11 protein-coding genes and 1 riboswitch are annotated in these 17,695 nt (G+C 53.9%); of the genes, 3 read left to right on the forward strand and 8 right to left on the reverse strand.

Translation table 11 applies throughout. The annotated features are described in order from the left end of the window. Window positions 1-7: 7 nt before the first annotated feature. The 5 genes from gshB to CX651_RS00975 form a co-directional block, all read right to left on the reverse strand. Window positions 8-967, reverse strand: a complete 960-nt coding sequence (gene gshB, locus CX651_RS00955) for a glutathione synthase (RefSeq protein WP_101052762.1) — start codon at window positions 965-967, stop codon at window positions 8-10. 43 nt (window positions 968-1,010) lie between these two features. After that, window positions 1,011-1,742 carry a 16S rRNA (uracil(1498)-N(3))-methyltransferase gene (gene rsmE, locus CX651_RS00960; protein WP_101052764.1) on the reverse strand — a complete coding sequence of 244 codons (732 nt, stop codon included), beginning with the start codon at window positions 1,740-1,742 and terminating at the stop codon, window positions 1,011-1,013. Window positions 1,743-1,760: 18 nt separating this feature from the next. Continuing rightward, the gene (locus CX651_RS00965) at window positions 1,761-2,516 is read right to left on the reverse strand and encodes an endonuclease (protein WP_373296779.1); all 756 of its coding nucleotides are present in this window, start codon (window positions 2,514-2,516) and stop codon (window positions 1,761-1,763) included. A gap of 95 nt (window positions 2,517-2,611) precedes the next feature. Further along, window positions 2,612-3,181: a SprT family zinc-dependent metalloprotease gene (locus CX651_RS00970; RefSeq protein WP_101052768.1), complete on the reverse strand. Its 570-nt coding sequence runs from the start codon at window positions 3,179-3,181 to the stop codon at window positions 2,612-2,614. Window positions 3,182-3,252: 71 nt separating this feature from the next. Next, window positions 3,253-4,401, reverse strand: a complete 1,149-nt coding sequence (locus CX651_RS00975) for a pyroglutamyl-peptidase I family protein (protein ID WP_101052771.1) — start codon at window positions 4,399-4,401, stop codon at window positions 3,253-3,255. A 190-nt stretch (window positions 4,402-4,591) separates the two neighbouring features. On the opposite strand from CX651_RS00975, the gene blaOXA reads away from it, so the two are divergent. Next, window positions 4,592-5,461, forward strand: a complete 870-nt coding sequence (gene blaOXA / locus CX651_RS00980; protein WP_146225971.1) for an OXA-55 family carbapenem-hydrolyzing class D beta-lactamase — start codon at window positions 4,592-4,594, stop codon at window positions 5,459-5,461. Between the two features lie 104 nt (window positions 5,462-5,565). Here blaOXA and CX651_RS00985 read toward each other — a convergent pair whose 3' ends face one another. Further along, window positions 5,566-6,477 (reverse strand): LysR family transcriptional regulator, encoded by a 912-nt coding sequence (locus CX651_RS00985; RefSeq protein ID WP_025008920.1) that lies wholly within the window; start codon window positions 6,475-6,477, stop codon window positions 5,566-5,568. Between the two features lie 121 nt (window positions 6,478-6,598). Between CX651_RS00985 and CX651_RS00990 the strand changes: the two genes are divergently transcribed. After that, the gene (locus tag CX651_RS00990) at window positions 6,599-11,152 is read left to right on the forward strand and encodes an ATP-binding protein (protein ID WP_101052773.1); all 4,554 of its coding nucleotides are present in this window, start codon (window positions 6,599-6,601) and stop codon (window positions 11,150-11,152) included. A gap of 396 nt (window positions 11,153-11,548) precedes the next feature. Here CX651_RS00990 and CX651_RS00995 read toward each other — a convergent pair whose 3' ends face one another. Together CX651_RS00995 and metH are read right to left on the reverse strand one after the other, a co-directional pair. Next, a complete protein-coding gene (locus CX651_RS00995) occupies window positions 11,549-12,091 on the reverse strand; it encodes an outer membrane beta-barrel protein (RefSeq protein WP_224866062.1) in 543 nt (180 codons plus the stop codon). A 678-nt stretch (window positions 12,092-12,769) separates the two neighbouring features. Continuing rightward, window positions 12,770-16,489 carry a methionine synthase gene (metH, locus tag CX651_RS01000; protein WP_101052901.1) on the reverse strand — a complete coding sequence of 1,240 codons (3,720 nt, stop codon included), beginning with the start codon at window positions 16,487-16,489 and terminating at the stop codon, window positions 12,770-12,772. Window positions 16,490-16,730: 241 nt separating this feature from the next. Here metH and CX651_RS01005 point away from each other — a divergent pair, with 241 nt between their 5' ends. Next, entirely contained in the window at window positions 16,731-17,459 is a 729-nt protein-coding gene (locus CX651_RS01005; protein WP_101052775.1) for a histidine phosphatase family protein, read from the forward strand. Window positions 17,460-17,554: 95 nt separating this feature from the next. After that, window positions 17,555-17,691: riboswitch (cobalamin riboswitch) on the forward strand. Window positions 17,692-17,695 lie beyond the last annotated feature (4 nt).

Here is a 17,695-nt window from a genome sequence, read left to right on the forward strand (position 1 = left end):
CAGAGTCTCATCCTTGTTGTTTTTGTTGCAGTCTTTGCTCAATGGCATTCATCAGCATGCCGGTGATATTGACATCGAAAGCCGCTTCAATCTCTTTGATGCAAGTGGGGCTGGTGACATTGATTTCGGTGAGCTTATCCCCGATCACATCCAGACCGACGAAGATCAGGCCGCGCTTTTTAAGCTCTGGGCCCAGGGCTCTGGCGATGGCCCAGTCACTTTCTGACAGAGGCTGGGCAACACCGCTGCCACCGGCCGCCAGGTTGCCGCGGGTTTCGCCTTTCTTGGGGATCCGCGCCAAACAGTAGGGCACAGGCTCGCCGTCGATGACCAGAATCCGCTTATCGCCCTTGGTGATTTCGGGAATAAACACCTGCGCCATGGCATAGTTTTGGCCGTAATCTGTCAGGGTTTCTATGATAACCCCCAGGTTGGGGTCGTCCTGCTTAACCCTGAATATGGATGTGCCGCCCATGCCGTCAAGCGGCTTGAGGATCACATCGCCATGCTGGGCATGGAAAGCGCGTAACCGCTGCGGGTCGCTACTGACCAGTGTGGTGGGGGTAAATTGGCTGAACCAGGCGGTAAACAGCTTTTCATTGGCATCACGCAGGCTCTGTGGCTTGTTGACTATTAATACCCCGGCTTCTTCGGCGCGCTCCAGCATGTAAGTGGCATAGATATATTCGGTATCGAACGGTGGGTCCTTACGCATCAGAATTACATCCAGCTCCTTGAGCGGCGTGTCGGTTGCTTCACCCAACTGATACCAATCAGTGGGATCTTCCTGAACCTTGAGTGGCCGCATCTTGGCCCAGGCTTCACCCTGCAGCAGCGCCAGATCCTGCATCTCCATATAGAAGATCTCATAGCCGCGGGACTGCGCCGCCAACAACATGGCGAAGCTGGAGTCTTTCTTGATGTTGATATCTTTGATGGGGTCCATCACTATGCCGAGCTTGATCATGATGCCTTTCCTTTATTCGTTACGCCCACCGGGCGGAAAATGGTTAACCCAGATCGCCGAATCTGAGCTGCAATGCGGTAATGGCGGTTAGTGCCGCGGTTTCGGTGCGCAGTACTCTGGGGCCGAGCAGAACTTCGGTAAATGCCTGGGTTTCTGTCATGGTAATTTCCTGCTCCGACAGGCCGCCTTCCGGACCTATCAAGAGACGCACCTTGTTGTTTGGCAGCTCAAGGCCATTGATGCCGTGAGCGGCTCTGGGATGCAGATTGAGTTTTAATGCCGTCGTCGGCTCGGCGCACCAAGCGGCCAGCTCCATGACGGGTCTCACTTCAGGAACCCGGCTACGGCCGGATTGCTCACAGGCGCTAATAACAATTTTTTGCCACTGCTGCAGTTTCTTTTCCAACCTGTCGCCGCTGAGTTTAACGCCGCAACGCTTTGAAAACAGTGGTGTGATGGTGTTAACCCCCAACTCTACCGATTTTTGTAAAGTGAAGTCCATGCGATCGCCGCGGGAGATCACTTGCCCTAGGTGCAGATCCAGGGGGGACTCAGAGGGATTGTCCATGGCAGACAGCACGTGTACATCCACGGCTTTCTTTCCGGCGCTGATGATAGTGGCCGGATAGTCTTTGCCATCACCGTTGAACAGGCTTATCTGCTCGCCGCTGGACATCCGCAGCACTCGGCCGACATGGGCGCTGGCATCATCATCCAATGACAGGACTTGCCCCGCGGTTATCGGGCCTGGGTGATAAATTCTCGGCACTCTCATGCTCTGTGTTCCTTAGGCTTAATGTGTTCTGCCACTGAAGGCACTTTGGCTGCAGGCAGCCTGCACCCATGGGTTGTGATTGCCCTGAGAGGCGGCAATCGCCTGATCTCGTTGGCATTCAATAGTATCAACTGGATAGCTTTTGTCCCAAGCCTTGAATAACTTTAATTGGCTGGAGGCTATCTTGAGCCCATAGGTTTGCTGCATATAAAGGTAGGTTCGGGCGATGCGGCCCCTTGCCTGCGCCGGTGGTTCTGCCTTACGGCCCTTGAAGTCGATGGTCATCTGACACTGGCCATATTGGTTTGGCTTGGCGTTCCACTGACTGAATCTGAAGTTGGATCTGTCGCCATTGACCTCACCCACGGCAGGCACCAGATTGTGCAGGTCGGCCTCCATGCGCTTAAAGGTTTCATCGTTACGGCTGCAGTTCTTGCGACCGCCGTTTTGCCAGCACAGCAACTGATGGCCAAACTCCCAGGCAGGTACTATGTGCTCCCATTCTATGCGGTTGGCGCGGGTTTGCTGTTTGCGGATTTGATAGCCGCAGCTTTCCAAGTCAGGCTGCCATTTCTTGCCTTCCATTTTGATGGCGCAGCCACAGTAGAAACTGACTGCCGGCAGGTTTTGGCTGTAGATAGTCCTGGCGCGTTTTTTGGCTTCGGAAAAACTGCTGGGATGGCTGGGCGATGCCAGCACAGAAGAGGCTGCCAAAAGCAGCGACAGGGCCACAAGCGGCCGCTGAAGGAATGAAATCACGCTGTTCCCTAAAATCATAACTAAGGATGCCGACAGCCGATACTTCAGGTGTCAGACTTAAAATTGTTGCTGCAGATAGTAAAAGAAGCCGCCAGGCTTGGCAACTTGGCTCAGGATGGCTGAGGGCTTAGCAGTTTGCCGCAGCGGCGGCATTGATATTTAGCCTGACCCCGCATGACCTTGTTGTGACGGCGGATGCTTAGTTCCACCTCGCCGCAGCCACACTGATAGGGTAGGGTCCTGGGTTTGACCGAACTGATATCCATCGAGTGAGTGGTACGCGGCGCCAGGCCATAAATCCGCCGCATCAGGCTCTGCCACTCCTTGCCATGAGGTCGGGTCTTGCCATGCAGTTGGAAACAGAGCAGGTGGCAGATCTCGTGTGGAACCACCTCATGGGTGAAGGTGTGCAGGTTTTGCTCCAGTAGCACTGGATTGAAGCGCAAGCGGTTCTCGGTTGGATGAGCGGTACCGGCGCTGCGGCCTCGCAGGGTAAAACTGACCGAAGGGCGCTTTAGTGCATGCCCCAGCGCGGCCTCCGCCTTGAGATAGCAAAGCTCAACTGCATCGAGCACAGCTAGCTGCGCTTCACTGTCGGCCGGTTGAGGTTGCGGCTCAGACACTTGATGGTATTCAGAAGTGCTGGCGCTTTTAAGGGATCTGAACAACTGACTCAGCATGAGAAACTCGAATTGGCATGAATTGACGGCGAATAGACAGAGGCGCAACTGCGCCTCTGTTGAATCAGGGATTATAAACTTTTGGCCGCCGCTGTCAGCATGGCTTTGACCTGCTCGACAATTGCCGCTTCGGTATCGGCTTCAAAACCGGCAATGCTCGGGGTATGAATATGCCCGGTGGGAATACGGCTGCCGAGTTGGTTTTGCAGCAGGATAGCCCGGTAGGAGATCTCATTGGACAGGTAACCGCCGCCAGACCCCTCCACCGAAGTGCTGTTTTGCAGTTCGCTCAGGCTGCTTGCCTGAAACTCGCCACGGGAAAGGGTGCTGACAGTATGGTTGTCGTTGACCTTCCAGCGGTCGTTTATACTCTGCATGGCCGCTACCGGCAGGGAGAATTCGACAAACGCTGGGCCATTGAGGGTATCGTTTTCCAGTTTGGGTGGCAGAGGTCGCTGCTTACTGGCGCCGGTGAAAATATTGCGGTTGTCCGGAGCTTCGGCGCTGCGGTTGCGGCCCGGAAAGCGTTCCAGATCGAAGTCGCTGCGCCCCATACTGACAGTGACCACCATGTCGACACTATTGTCGCGGTAAACCGGGGTCAACAGCGACTCTATGATGCCCTCATCAAAGTCGGCGAAACGTACCGGGATCATCACTGTCTCTATCTGTGCCTGACGGCCGTTAACCGAAAAGCGGTAACCATCCAATGCCAGGGCGACCAGACCTGAAGGGTTGCTCTGCTCTATATTGCGATCGAGAAAGAAGGGGTCGAATCCGGTTAGCAGTATCTTGATGCTGGCATCATCCTTAAAGTCGATATCGCTGAAACCTCGGGATGACTTTTCCACCGCCTTGGTCAGTATTTCTCTTTGCCAGGAGGCGATATTGAACTTGGGCGACTGTTTGCCCAGCTCTGCTCGCATCTGCAACCGGCTCCAGTAAAGGGAGCGGTCGTCGCTGTGACCCGACTGCACATCTCTGACCGCCTGTTGCCACAGGCGTTGCCCCTGGTGCGCCACCATCTGGGTCACCTTGAGCTCATCGGTATGTTGGCGGTATTTGGTTACCAAATCATCTGTTAATGCCTGATAGCGCTGGACCACTTGAGGCATTTTTTCGTTGGCGGCAGGCAGGCGATCCTCTTCGACACCGGCCTGAGCCGACAGAGAAACCAGAGTACCCGATAGCAGGGTTATGGCCAGGCTGGGCTTAAACATGGCAGTTCCTTTCGCTTATAGAGTTGTAAAGTAATGCGTTTGTTAAGTATGCAACACTCGCCAGCAACAGGAAAGCTATCTGTTGCCTTGCCAGATTGTTGCCACAATTGAGCAGGGCTTTGCCAGATAATTATTCATTCCAGGATTGTATGCTTGTTGCTTTGACCGCCGGGAATTAAAGGGGAATGAGATGAATAAAGGTTTGCACAGAAAGCGCCTGAGTAAGCGTTTGCTGCTGCCCATGTTGCTGTGTTTATTGGCTCAGCAAACGCAGGCAGTGGCAGCGGCGCAGACCAAGGTCAGTGAAGTCGGCTCTGAGGTCACGGTCGAGGGTTGGCAAGAGGTACGCCGCTGGGACAAGTTGTTTGAATCTGCAGGTGTTAAAGGCTGTTTGCTGCTTTGGGATCAAAAGCGTTCTTTGGGGCTATCCAACAATCTAAGTCGCGCCGCCGAAGGCTTTATTCCTGCTTCTACCTTCAAGATCCCCTCTAGCCTGATTGCGTTGCAAACCGGGGCGGTGCGCGATGAAACCAGTCGTTTTAGCTGGGACGGAAAAGTTCGGGAAATTGCTGCCTGGAACCGGGATCAGAGTTTTCGCACCGCAATGAAGTACTCCGTGGTGCCTGTGTATCAGCAGCTGGCCAGGGAGATAGGCCCCAAAGTGATGGCAGCTATGGTGCGGCAACTGGAATATGGTAATCAGAATATCGGTGGCCAAGCGGACAGCTTCTGGCTCGACGGTCAACTTAGGATAACGGCGTTCCAACAAGTGGATTTTCTGCAGCAACTGCATGACAACAAGTTGCCTGTGTCTGAGCGCAGCCAGCGAATTGTCAAACAGATGATGCTGACCGAAGCGAGTACTGACTATATCATTCGCGCCAAGACAGGCTATGGTGTACAGCAAACGCCGGCCATAGGTTGGTGGGTCGGTTGGTTGGAGTTGGACGACAATACTGTCTATTTCGCCATTAATCTGGATCTGACCTCCGCAAGCCAGTTACCGTTGCGCCAACAACTGGTGAAACAGGTGCTCAAGCAGGAACTGCTACTGCCTTGAGTTTGGCAGGCTTGGAATATAGAGAGCCAAAAAATAAGTCAGAGAAGGCCAACTTGTGTGCTGTATTATTGATTCCTCGCCCTATTTTCATCTGCAAAGATTGGCTACATCATCAAAGATTGCAGCGATTCCTGACTGTTGAAGCGCTTGGTAAAGAAGTCCAGAAATACACTGATATTGGTCGCCAGTTGTCGACGGGAGGAATAGACGCCATAGACCTTGAAGGGCTCTATGGGCCACTCCTGCAGCAGCGGCACCAGGGCGCCACTGGCCAGTTCGTTCTTGCATACCGAATGGGACAACATGGCGATGCCAAAGTCATCCAGCGCCAGTTGCTTGACCATGATGGCACTGTTTACCCGAGTGCGGCGCCTGAAGCTGGCCATGGTTTTGCGGCTACCCTTGCCCAGCGGCCAGATGGGGGCCGAACGGGAGGTACCCAGCAAGATACCATCGTGGCGGGCCAGATCTCTCGGGGTTGCCGGCGTTCCTTTGGACTTGAGATAGCCGGGGCCTGCCACCAGAATCGGCTGACGTTCAAACAGGAGCCTGGCGACAAGATCCGAAGGCTGCAGTGGGCCATACTTGATGGCGATATCATAGCCTTCGCCTACCAAGCCCACATCGGCATCGGTAAACTGTACATCCAGTTCGACCCCCGGATAGAGACGCATAAAGCCGCTGCAGAGATTGGCGATTAACTCTTGGCTGAATGAAACCGGGATCGCAATCCGCAATGAACCGGAAACATCGTTATGGGTATTCTCGATTGTGGCTTTTGCCGCTTCCACTTCGTTGCAGATGCTGTCACAGTGTTGATAAAAGAGCGCGCCCACCTGAGTGAGGCTTATTGAGCGGGTATTTCGTTGCAGCAGACGGACCCCAAGCTGTTGTTCCAGTTGGGCGATTTTTCGGCTAATGGTAGACTTTGGCAGGCCGGTTTCACGGGCTGCCTGAGAGAAGCCTTCTGCTCTGACCACTGCTGCAAATAGGAGCATCCCATTCAAATCTGGCATGTTTTTATTACTGTCTCAAAAATGGAACATAGCGTCTAAGGCAGTTTAATGGCATTTGACGGGATAACAAAGGTATATTTACTGGCTAAAAAATTTCAGAGGCTTAGCAGAGGATCGATAGATGACCAGCAAGAAGCAGCCCGCAAACACGACTCAAGCCCAGACTCCGGATCCCCTGTTTTTGCAGGCGGAGCATTTGGCTAAGGATTTTTCGCTGTTCCCAGAGCACAGCAAACAGAGCCTTTCAGAAGAGATAAAGGGTCTGTTGGATGACGATGCCATCCAGAGTAACTTAAAGTCATTGGCGCAGTTGGATGTGGATGGCTATGTTGCCAAAGTTATCCAGCCTACCCAGGACAAGAACCGCCCAGGTGCCAAGCGAATCATTGCTGATCTGAAAGGCAAGATGATCGCCGAGAGCCACAACGGCCCATTCTACAGCGCCGAAATCGAGCTGAACTTTGGTGGTCGTAATCGCCGAATCGGTTTTATTGCCCAGGAGCGCACCACGGCCAACGGTGCCTGGATGCCAGAGCACCACCTGCAGGCCTGTGAGGCGATTCGTCATTTTGCCGAATTGTCCATGCCCATAGTTTACCTGATTGATACCCCAGGAGCCGATGCTGGTGAGGTGGCCAATAGCCATAACCAGGCGCATTCTATTTCCAAGGCGATTGCTGAAAGTGCCAACGTCGATGTACCGACTTTGGGGATAGTGATTGGCGCCGGTTATTCGGGCGGGGCTATTCCACTGGCGGCGGCCAATATACTGTTGTCGCTGCGCGATGGTATTTTCAACACCATTCAGCCTCAGGGCCTGCAGAGCATTGCCCGCAAGTACAACCTTTCATGGCAGGAGTGTGCCAAGTCTGTTGGCGTGTCCCCGGAAGAGCTCTACACCTCAGGTTGTATCGACGGCATTGTGGATTTCTCTCCTTATGATCGCGACGAGCGTCAGCACAATCTGCGCCGCGCCATCATCAGCGCCATCGAAGCCATTGAACGCGCCGCAGTGCAGTTTGTAAAAGAATCCGATGACCTGCGCGAACACTATGATCGCAGCCTCAAGCGTTTCCTCGAGCCTTCCAAAAGCCTCAAGGCGTTGGAATCCAACTCGGAAATGTCGGTTGCCATCAGCCCGACCATGCACCTTAACCTGTTCGGCAGCGCCTACCGTTATCTGCGTTATTTGACTCTGCGTAGCCGTATTCACTCCATCTCCATGGATCAGTATGGTCGCCTGTCCAAGGTGAGTGTGCCGGAAGGGGATCTGTTGGCCAGGATCCAGAAGGAGCAGGAGAAGGTGTTCCAGGCTTGGCTGTCCAGCCCGGACAAGCTGGTTTACGACGAAGAACTCAACAAGCTGTGGAGTAACTTCATCTCCAAGCGTGATGATGTTTCCACCGAGCGCAACATGCTGACCCGTCTGATCCTGGGTGAGCCGAAAGAGAACTACAAGAAGGCCCGTAAGGCGCTGCTGTTCAACATTGGTTGGTCTTTGTATCACCGTTGGAAGAGTAATGCGGCCAACAACTTCAAGGGGCTTATCCACTATCTGGAAACTCTGCCGGCAGAAGTGACTCAGGCGCCTTGGCCTGAACTGAACCAACTGACAGTACTGGATGTCGTGGTCAATGAAGAACTGCGTGAAGACTTTATTTGGCAGTGCTACAACATCCTGATCTTTAACGCGCTGTACGACAATGTCGTGGGTAACCTGGCCTCTATCGCCAAGGAAGCCATGATGGCCAAGAGCCTGTCGCGTCAGTCTGTTGATGGCTTGCTGCACAAGTCTATCGACCGGGCGATTTCCACTCAGGATACCGCCAACGACAAGAGCAAGTTCTACAAGTGGCTGAAGTATTTCATGTCACAGTCCAACCGCGCCGAACTGCTGACCAAGACAGAGCAGTGGAAGAGTGTAGGTTTCCCACAGCTGAACGATTCATTGTTCGTTATCCTGACTTACTTCTTTGAACGTCTGCTGCCGGAATACTTCGACAGCGAAGAGGATAAGGGCAAGTACACAGGTGCCATCAACCCGGTGCGTATCGGTCGTCGTAAGGACTTCTGGAACCGTTTGACCATGGGTTACCAGGATCTGCTGATCCAGAAGGTGCTGCGTGACGAGAAGAAAGCCGGCAATATGACCTGGGAAAATATCATCGCCAAGTTCTTCAAGAACTTCGATGAGATCAATGGCGACAAGATGTCGGCCAACCTGCTTAATTTCCCTGGCTTCCGTCTCTCTATTGAAGATGCTCTCGACAAGGGCATTCGCCCCTGTGGTTTGATCACGGGTCTGGCGGACTTTGAACATGGCGGCAAGGCGCTGCGTGTCGGGGTTGCCGTATCCAACACCGCCTTCCAGGCCGGTGCCTTCGATATGGCCAGCGCCGAGAAGTTCTCTGCGCTGCTTATTGAGTGTGCCAAGCGCAGGCTGCCGGTGATCTGCTTTATCAGTTCCGGCGGTATGCAGACCAAAGAAGGGGCTGCTGCACTGTTCTCCATGGCTGTGGTGAACGACCGTATTACCCGTTTCGTGCGTGACAACGAACTGCCAGTGCTGATGTTTGGTTTCGGTGACTGTACCGGTGGAGCCCAGGCATCCTTCGTGACCCACCCTCTGGTGCAAACTTATTATCTGTCCGGTACCAATATGCCGTTTGCCGGTCAGATGGTGGTACCAGCGTACCTGCCATCCACTTCGACTCTGTCCAACTACCTGTCCAAGGTGCCCGGAGCGATGAATGGCCTGGTCAACAACCCATTCAGCACTCAACTTGATGAACAGCTCAAGAGCATAGATCCTCTGATGCCTATGCCAAGCGCCGAGATAAGTGATGTGCTGACCAATGCGCTGTCGACTCTGGTGGTTGAAGTAGAAGAGGTCAGCGAAGAGATAGTTCAGGACGATCCTCGTGCCCTGATGAAGCCTATCGACAAGGTGCTGGTACACGCCCGAGGCTGTACAGCGGTGAAACTGATCCGCAAGGCGCACGACAATGGCATCAATGTGGTACTGGTGGCGTCCGATCCTGATATGACGTCGGTTCCTGCCGACATGCTCAAGGAAAACGACAAGCTGGTTTGTCTCGGTGGTAACACTTCCGACGAGTCCTACCTGAACGCTTACTCAGTGCTGAAAGTGGCCGAGTATGAGCAGGTAGACGCGTTGCACCCCGGGATTGGCTTCCTGTCGGAAAGCCCACAATTCGCCGCCTTGTGTGTGAACAACGGCGTGAACTTTGTTGGCCCAAGTGTGCATTCGATGACAACCATGGGTAACAAGTCCAACGCCATCAAGACCTCTCAGGCACAGAATGTGCCCGTGGTACCTGGCTCTCACGGTATTTTGACCAACGCCGAACAAGCGGTGAACGTGGCCAATGAAATTGGCTACCCAGTACTGCTCAAAGCGGTACAAGGTGGTGGCGGTAAGGGTATCCAAGTGGTTAAGCGCCCTGAGGATATGATTGGCCTGTTCCAGAAAACCTCCACGGAAGCGGCTGCCGCCTTTGGTAACGGTGATCTGTACCTGGAAAAATATGTGACTTCCCTGCGTCACATTGAAGTTCAGCTGCTGCGTGACAAGTTCGGCAACACCAAGGTACTGGGTCTGCGTGACTGCTCGGTGCAGCGTAACAACCAGAAGGTGATTGAAGAGTCCGGTTCCACCATGCTGCCTGAAGAACTCAAGCAGAAGGTGATGGAATACACCCGTGCTCTGGGTGATGCCACCGACTATATGGGCGCAGGTACCGTTGAGTTCATCTATAACCTGGATGCCAACGAAGTCTACTTTATGGAGATGAATACCCGTCTGCAGGTAGAGCACCCGGTAACCGAAGCGACTTCCGGTATTGATATCGTCAGCGCGCAATTCGATGTGGCAGCCGGTCGCTCCATTGAAGATCTGCAACCGCAGGAAATCGGCTATGCGATGGAAGTGCGGGTGACAGCCGAGAAGGCAGCTCTGGACAGCCAGGGCATACTGCAGCTGGTGCCAAACCCGGGTCTTATCACTGAGTGCGTGATGCCAGAGCGCGATGATGTGGAAATCATCTCTATCGCGGCCGATGGCAAAGAAGTATCGCCATACTACGACAGCCTGATTGCCCAGATCATCATCCGCGGTGACAGCCGGGACGATGTGATTGCCAAGATGTATGACTATCTGGATCAGGTGGTCATCAAGGGTATCGCCACCAACATCCCGCTGCTGAAGCGGATCCTGGCCGACGAGACCTTCCGTGAAGGCGTGTATGACACCAACTATCTGCCGCGTCTGATGGCTGAGCTGGATATCCCAGCCCTGATCGCCGAAATGGAAGCCGCCGCCGAAACTCAAGGTGTGGATACTGAATCGCTGCGTGTGGGTGAGTCCAACGAGCTCAAGGTGTTGGCTCAGGGCGCGGGTATCTTCTATACCTCTCCGGCACCGGGCGAAGCCGACTTCGTCAAGGAAGGCGACATAGTGACTGTCGATCAGACGTTGGCACTGACCGAAGCGATGAAGATGTTCTCTCAGGTGACACTGGCAGGCTTCAACCGCAAGGGTGCCGAGCTGTATCCAGAGGATAAGAAATATCGCATTGAGCGGATCCTCAACAGCAATGGCCAACAGGTCTCCCAAGGCGATCTGCTGTTTGTAGTTTCCCCAGTGGAAGACTGAGGTTACTGATAGTCAGCTCAGGTAAAGCGTGAATTATTAGCCTGAGCGTTTGCAGTTTTATTTATAAAGTTAAAAATCCGGTGGCTAACAGTCATCGGATTTTTTTATTTAATTTTCAGCGATATACATAATCGCATCCGGCCTTGTTGAAAGCTTGTTTCCATCCGCTTGCTTTCCATCAATCTATTTGCTGCTGGTTTAAGCTCCTATCTGTGGGGCATAGGCATTAAGTAACAACCAATGTGATAAAAATCAACATGATAAAAAAAATGCCAGTCGCCCTAAAGCTGACTGGCACTTGCCAAATGGTCAATAATTGATGAATGAAGAAGAATGAGTTTAAAATTCCCGGGTACTTAAACTATCAGTACCCTTTGAAAACCATGTCAATAAAGTTTAGAACTTGTAATCCAAGGTCAAATACACTTGCTGGCTGTCATTAATTTCGATGCCGTTCTTTTCATAGTCCTGGGCCAGGTAACGATAGCCAAGGTCTGAGGAGAAATGTTCACTCCATTTGTACTGGACACCGACTTGACCACCCCAGACGAAATCAGTTGAAGATTTGCCGGCAATCTTGTTGTCATTGGCGCCCATACTGACACCGGCGAACAGATTGACATCTTTATGTACCGGTAACAGGTAATCATAGGATACCAGCCAGCTGTACTGCTCCTGTTTGTAGTTGTTGGCGGCAACGCTGAACTTATCTTCCATGTAACCAAAAGTACCGGTAATACGGTGTTGCTGTTCAATCAGCATACCTATACGTGCCTGATAGCTCATATCTTCGGTGTCTTTATTGACTACGCCCTCAATTTCATCAGCCTGGTAGCCCAGGCCTGCCCCGGCGAAGTACTCTATTTCGACTGCTTGTGCACTGCTACATACCAATGCTGCTCCTGCAGCCATCATCATTATTTTGTTCAGTTTCATCATAGACTCCTAAGACTGCTAAGTCGTTTTATCAGAATGTTTATCGGGTTGATGAGTCATACTTTAAGGTAAGTTAAGCGCTTGCAGAAGCCTGCAACTGTGTGTCTCTTTGTCTCAAAAAATAGAACAATAAGAGCCTTGTCACAGAGATAGCTTCAGATCTTGTGTGATAACTATGAGGGGAGGGGAAGATGCAGGAATTACCGTTATAAAAGCCTATATCTGATTGATTATGCTATATATTTAAAAATGGCTAAGTTGGAATTATTAGGCAAGTTGTGAACAAGTCCTATATGTGCACCGCGTCAGTTTACCGGCTTGGATGTAAGGCGTTACTAGCCGTTGATGGCCCAAGCATATCTCTATAATTTTATTATTTAACAGCTGGTTAGGTTTTGTTTGGCTGGTTGGGGAGTGCATGTTTTTATCCTTCCTGAACCTAAGCTGACTCATTGCCAATTATCCTTCGGGATATCCAACACCGCTGATATAGATGCTGATGTTTTTGCCGCCTTTACACCAGTCATCAGGACGAAAGCCCAGAGGGCTGTGATTGGAGACAATAACGGGTTTTGGGGAGCGCTTGTTTTAAAGCGGAACAATGGTCAGCAATCAGGGGCTCTGATGGGAAAAGATGAGAGCCCCTGAACGGCTCAGTTGTTCGCTTAAGAGCCTGTCAGATCACTCAGGATCATAATCCAACACAGGCGCCAGCCACTTCTCGGCTTCGGCCACAGTCATCCCTTTGCGGCGGGCGTAGTCTTCCACCTGATCTCGGCCTATGTTGCTTACCCCAAAATAGCGTGATTGCGGGTGCGCAAAGTACCAGCCGCTGACCGCCGCCGTGGGGTACATGGCAAAGCTTTCGGTGATCTCGAGGTCGATACACTCATCTGGCTTAAGAAGCTGCCAAAGCAGACCTTTTTCCGTGTGGTCCGGGCAGGCAGGGTAGCCAGGAGCCGGGCGTATGCCCTTGTACTTTTCACGAATAAGCGCCTCGTTATCCAGGTTTTCTTCGCTGGCATAACCCCAGAACTCCTTACGCACCCGCTCGTGCATCCGCTCGGCGAAGGCTTCGGCCAGGCGGTCGGCCAGACACTTGAGCATGATGGCGCTGTAGTCATCGTGGGCCGCCTCGAAACGGGCAATATGGGCATCGATGCCATGGCCGGCGGTGACCGCAAATCCCCCCATATAGTCGGCCACGCCGCTCTCTTTGGGAGCAACAAAGTCAGAGAGACAGAAGTTGTGGTTGCCCACCCGCTCCAGCTGCATCCGTAGATGATGGGTGGTCAACAACACTTGGTTGCGAGAGTCATCTGTGTAGATCTCGATATCATCGAAGTTGACGCTGTTGGCGGGAAAGAGGCCGATAACGCCCTTGGCGGTGAGCCACTTCTCTTGGATGATTTGCTCCAGCATCGCCTTGCCGTCGGCATAGACTTTACGAGCCTCAGTACCGACGACTTCATCATCCAGTATTTGCGGGAAATGACCGTGCAACTCCCAGGCGCGGAAAAACGGCGTCCAGTCGATGCGCTCGAGTAAGTCCTCCAGCGGATAGTCGTCAAACACCTGGATCCCCGGGGTGTTGGGCTTCACTGCTTGGTAGTTGGCCCAGTCGTGGCTGCAGCGGTTATCCCGTGCTACCTGCAAGGGCACTATCTGCTTGCGCTTGGTCTGCGACAGGCGCTTTTGGCGCATCATTTCATATTCGCGATAGGTTTCGTCTATGGTGGCCTGGCGGGTTTCATTGTTGATGAGCTTGCTGACCATGGGCACGGCGCGCGAGGCATCGGCGATATAGATGGCGCCGTGGGGGTAATGAGGCGCTATCTTCACAGCGGTATGGATCTTGGAGCAGGTGGCACCACCGATAACCGCCGGCAGGGTCAGACCTTCGCGCTCGAAGGTTTTAACGTTGTGCACCATCTCATCCAGGCTCGGGGTAATGAGCCCGGACATGCCTATGATGTCGACCTTCTCGGCCTTGGCGACTTCGATGATTTTCTCCACCGGCACCATGACACCGAGATCTATCACTTCGTAGCCGTTACAGGCCAGCACCACCCCGACTATGTTCTTGCCTATGTCGTGAACATCGCCCTTGACCGTGACCATCAGCACCTTGCCGTTGCTCTGGCCTTCTACTTTTTCGGCTTCGATATAGGGGTTGAGATAGGCGACCGCCTTTTTCATCACCCGGGCGGACTTGACCACCTGCGGCAGAAACATCTTACCGGCGCCAAAGAGATCGCCCACCACGTTCATGCCGTCCATCAGCGGGCCTTCAATCACATCCAGCGGCCGCCTGGCCTGCAGGCGCGCTTCTTCTGTGTCGACATCTATGTATTCGGTGATCCCTTTCACCAGCGCGTGTTCCAGGCGTTTGTTGACCGGCAACTTGCGCCATTCGAGATCTTCTTTCTTGCCTGCGCCGCCCGGGCCACCGCGATACTTCTCGGCGACTTCGAGCAGCTGCTCTGTGTTACTGGAGTCGGCAACCGGGCACGGCAGGTTGAGCACCACGGCCTCTACCTTCTGCTTCAGCTCAGGGTCGATATCATCATAGATGGCCAACTGACCGGCGTTGACTATGCCCATATCCATACCCGCCTTGATGGCGTGATAGAGGAATACGGCATGAATGGCTTCCCGCACCGGGTTGTTGCCGCGGAAGGAGAAAGAAACGTTGGACACCCCGCCGGAAATCATCGCATGGGGCAGGTTGGCCTTGATATCTTCAATGGCGCCGATAAAGTCCACCGCATAGTTATCGTGCTCCTCTATGCCGGTGGCGATGGCGAAGATATTGGGGTCGAAGATAATATCTTCCGGCGGGAAGCCCACCTTATCCACCAGCACCCGGTAGGCGCGGGTACAGATTTCGGTTTTGCGCTCCCGGGTGTCGGCCTGGCCTTGTTCATCAAAGGCCATGATGATGGCGGCGGCGCCGTAGCGCTTCACCAGTTTGGCCTGTTCAATAAACTTGGCCTCGCCCTCTTTGAGGGAGATGGAGTTGACTATTCCCTTGCCCTGAATGCACTTGAGCCCGGCCTCAATCACCTCCCACTTGGAGGAGTCGATCATCACAGGCACCTTGCTGATATCCGGCTCGGAGGCGATAAGGTTGAGGAATTTCTGCATCATCTCGACCCCGTCGAGCATGCCCTCATCCATGTTGATATCTATGATCTGGGCGCCGTTTTCCACCTGGTCACGGGCCACCTCCAGCGCGGTTTCGTACTGGCCTTCTTTGATTAACTTGAGAAACCGGGCCGAGCCGGTGACATTGGTGCGCTCGCCCACATTCACAAACAGGCTGCTTGCATCTATGGTCAGGGGTTCCAGTCCGGAGAGGCGACATGCCACCGGCAGCTCAGGCAGCGGCCTTGGTGCATGAAGACTAACGGCTTCAGAAATCGCCTTGATATGCGCAGGCGTGGTGCCGCAGCAGCCGCCGACAATATTGAGCAGCCCCTCTTCGGCCCAGGGGCCTATCACGCTTGCCATCTCCGCCGGAGTCTCGTCATAGCCGCCGAATTCATTGGGCAGACCGGCATTGGGGTGCGCCGAGACAAAGCACTCGCTGATACGGGAAAGCTCCTCGACATAGGGCCGCAGTTCTTTCGGGCCCAGGGCGCAGTTGAGGCCTATGCTCAGCGGCTTGATATGTCTGAGTGAATGGTAAAAGGCCTCTGTGGTTTGCCCTGTCAGGGTGCGGCCCGAGGCATCGGTAATGGTGCCGGAAATCATCACCGGCAACCTTTGGTCCAGTTTCTCGAACACATTTTCGATGGCAAACAGCGCCGCCTTGGCATTGAGGGTATCGAAGATGGTTTCCACCAGAATGATGTCGGCGCCACCGGCGATCAGCGCCTCGGTGGATTCGCTGTAGGCCAACACAAGATCGTCGAAATGTATGTTGCGAAAACCGGGGTCATTCACATCCGGGCTGATGGAACAGGTGCGGTTGGTGGGGCCGAGCACCCCGGCCACATAGCGGGGAATACCGCTGGCGGCGGCCACTTCATCGGCCACTTCTCGGGCGATTCTGGCGCCTTGGTAATTGATCTCCGCCGCCAGGCTCTGCATCTCGTAGTCGGCCATGGCAATGGTGGTGGCGTTGAAGGTGTTGGTTTCTATGATGTCGGCACCGGCCAGCAGGTATTCCCTGTGAATGGTCTTGATGATCTCGCTCTGGGTCAGTACCAGCAGATCATTGTTGCCTTTGACATCGCAATGCCAATCTTTGAAGCGCTCGCCGCGGTAATCGGCTTCTTCCAGCTTGTAGTCCTGGATCATGGTGCCCATGGCGCCATCTAAAATCAGGATCCGCTCTTTGAGGGTCTGTTTGAGCTTGAGCTCTGTCTGGCTTTGGGAGTGCTGTGAAGTCGCCATAGGGTTACCTTTCATACCTGTCTTATTGCTGTTTTACATTCGCGGCGCTTGGCATCCGCGACATCATCTCTGCCGACCTGACGCCCGGGGCACTATCTGGCATGATAGCCAAAGGCGTGTGTGGGCGCGGAAAGTTATTTTGGACATTTATACGTATAGACGTCCATAATATACGGATTCCGGCGGCCTGCGGCAAGGTTAAATTGGTCCGGTAACCACCGGACTCTGATGGGAGAAGTGTGTGACTGAACATAGGCAACTGAATATCTATCTGCTGCGGCACGGCGAATGTGAAGGCGGCGAGATTATCCGCGGCCGCAGTGATGTGGCCCTGAGCGATGAGGGCAAAGCGCAAATGTGGCGTAGCTGGCGGGCTATCAGTAGTGCGTTGGAACAGTTGCCGAAAGCGCCCGAAAGCCTGGCGCTGCTGAGCTCTCCGGCCCAGCGTTGCCAGGCCTTTGCCGCCGAGCTCAAGGCCGATATGCCTGACTATTTCCCGGCGCCGCTGCAGCAGCATGACTGGCTCTGGGAGCTGGACTTCGGTGACTGGGACGGCATGAAGGTGGCGAGTGTCTATCAGCAGCATAGCGAGGCGGCCGAAGCCTTCTGGCGTGACCCTGTGGCCAATACTCCGCCGGGCGGGGAATCGCTGCCAGCCTTTCGTAGCCGGGTGTTGGATGGCTGGCAGACTATGGTGCAGCGCTGGCTTGCGAGAGAGGTTAGTTCTTCCGAAGGCTCTGGTTCTTCAGCAAGCGCCGATGCAGCGCTGATCCTGACTCACAGCGGGGTTATCCGGCTGCTGTTGGCCGAGATTTTGCTGCCGGGGCAAATGCCGCCTGCGGCAGTGTTCAACGCCTTGGAGCTACCTTATGCGGCCTGGGTCAGAATAACCCTCTATGCCAGCCGTGATACCAGCGGTGAAAGTGACCAGGAATGGCAGTGTTTCAGCAAGCTCCACTGGCCGCAATAGTGCGGACCAAGCGTCCGGTGGTGATTGTGCTGCGCTATTGCGCCAGGCAATTGTGCCGGGCGATAAAACCGGGATAATAACCCCAAATGGCCGCCAAGTGCGGCAGCAGCCAGGGTGTTGGCACCTTTGCAGGTGAACCAACCCAGGGAACCGGGAAAGCCCGGACTGTGCCCGCAACTGTGAGTCGCCGTTGGCGACGAGTCAGGAGACCTGCCCAGGCTGATAAACCAAACCAG

This window comes from Shewanella chilikensis, from assembly GCF_002836945.1.
Lineage (GTDB): Bacteria > Pseudomonadota > Gammaproteobacteria > Enterobacterales > Shewanellaceae > Shewanella > Shewanella chilikensis.

Excerpts from the sequence above, each read along its gene's own strand:
- gshB (WP_101052762.1), bottom strand. The coding sequence starts at position 967 with ATGATCAAGCTCGGCATAGTGATGGACCCCATCAAAGATATCAACATC.
- rsmE (WP_101052764.1), bottom strand. The coding sequence starts at position 1,742 with ATGAGAGTGCCGAGAATTTATCACCCAGGCCCGATAACCGCGGGGCAA.
- CX651_RS00970 (WP_101052768.1), bottom strand. The coding sequence starts at position 3,181 with ATGCTGAGTCAGTTGTTCAGATCCCTTAAAAGCGCCAGCACTTCTGAA.
- CX651_RS00975 (WP_101052771.1), bottom strand. The coding sequence starts at position 4,401 with ATGTTTAAGCCCAGCCTGGCCATAACCCTGCTATCGGGTACTCTGGTT.
- blaOXA (WP_146225971.1), top strand. The coding sequence starts at position 4,592 with ATGAATAAAGGTTTGCACAGAAAGCGCCTGAGTAAGCGTTTGCTGCTG.
- CX651_RS00985 (WP_025008920.1), bottom strand. The coding sequence starts at position 6,477 with ATGCCAGATTTGAATGGGATGCTCCTATTTGCAGCAGTGGTCAGAGCA.
- CX651_RS00990 (WP_101052773.1), top strand. The coding sequence starts at position 6,599 with ATGACCAGCAAGAAGCAGCCCGCAAACACGACTCAAGCCCAGACTCCG.
- CX651_RS00995 (WP_224866062.1), bottom strand. The coding sequence starts at position 12,091 with ATGATGAAACTGAACAAAATAATGATGATGGCTGCAGGAGCAGCATTG.
- metH (WP_101052901.1), bottom strand. The coding sequence starts at position 16,489 with ATGGCGACTTCACAGCACTCCCAAAGCCAGACAGAGCTCAAGCTCAAA.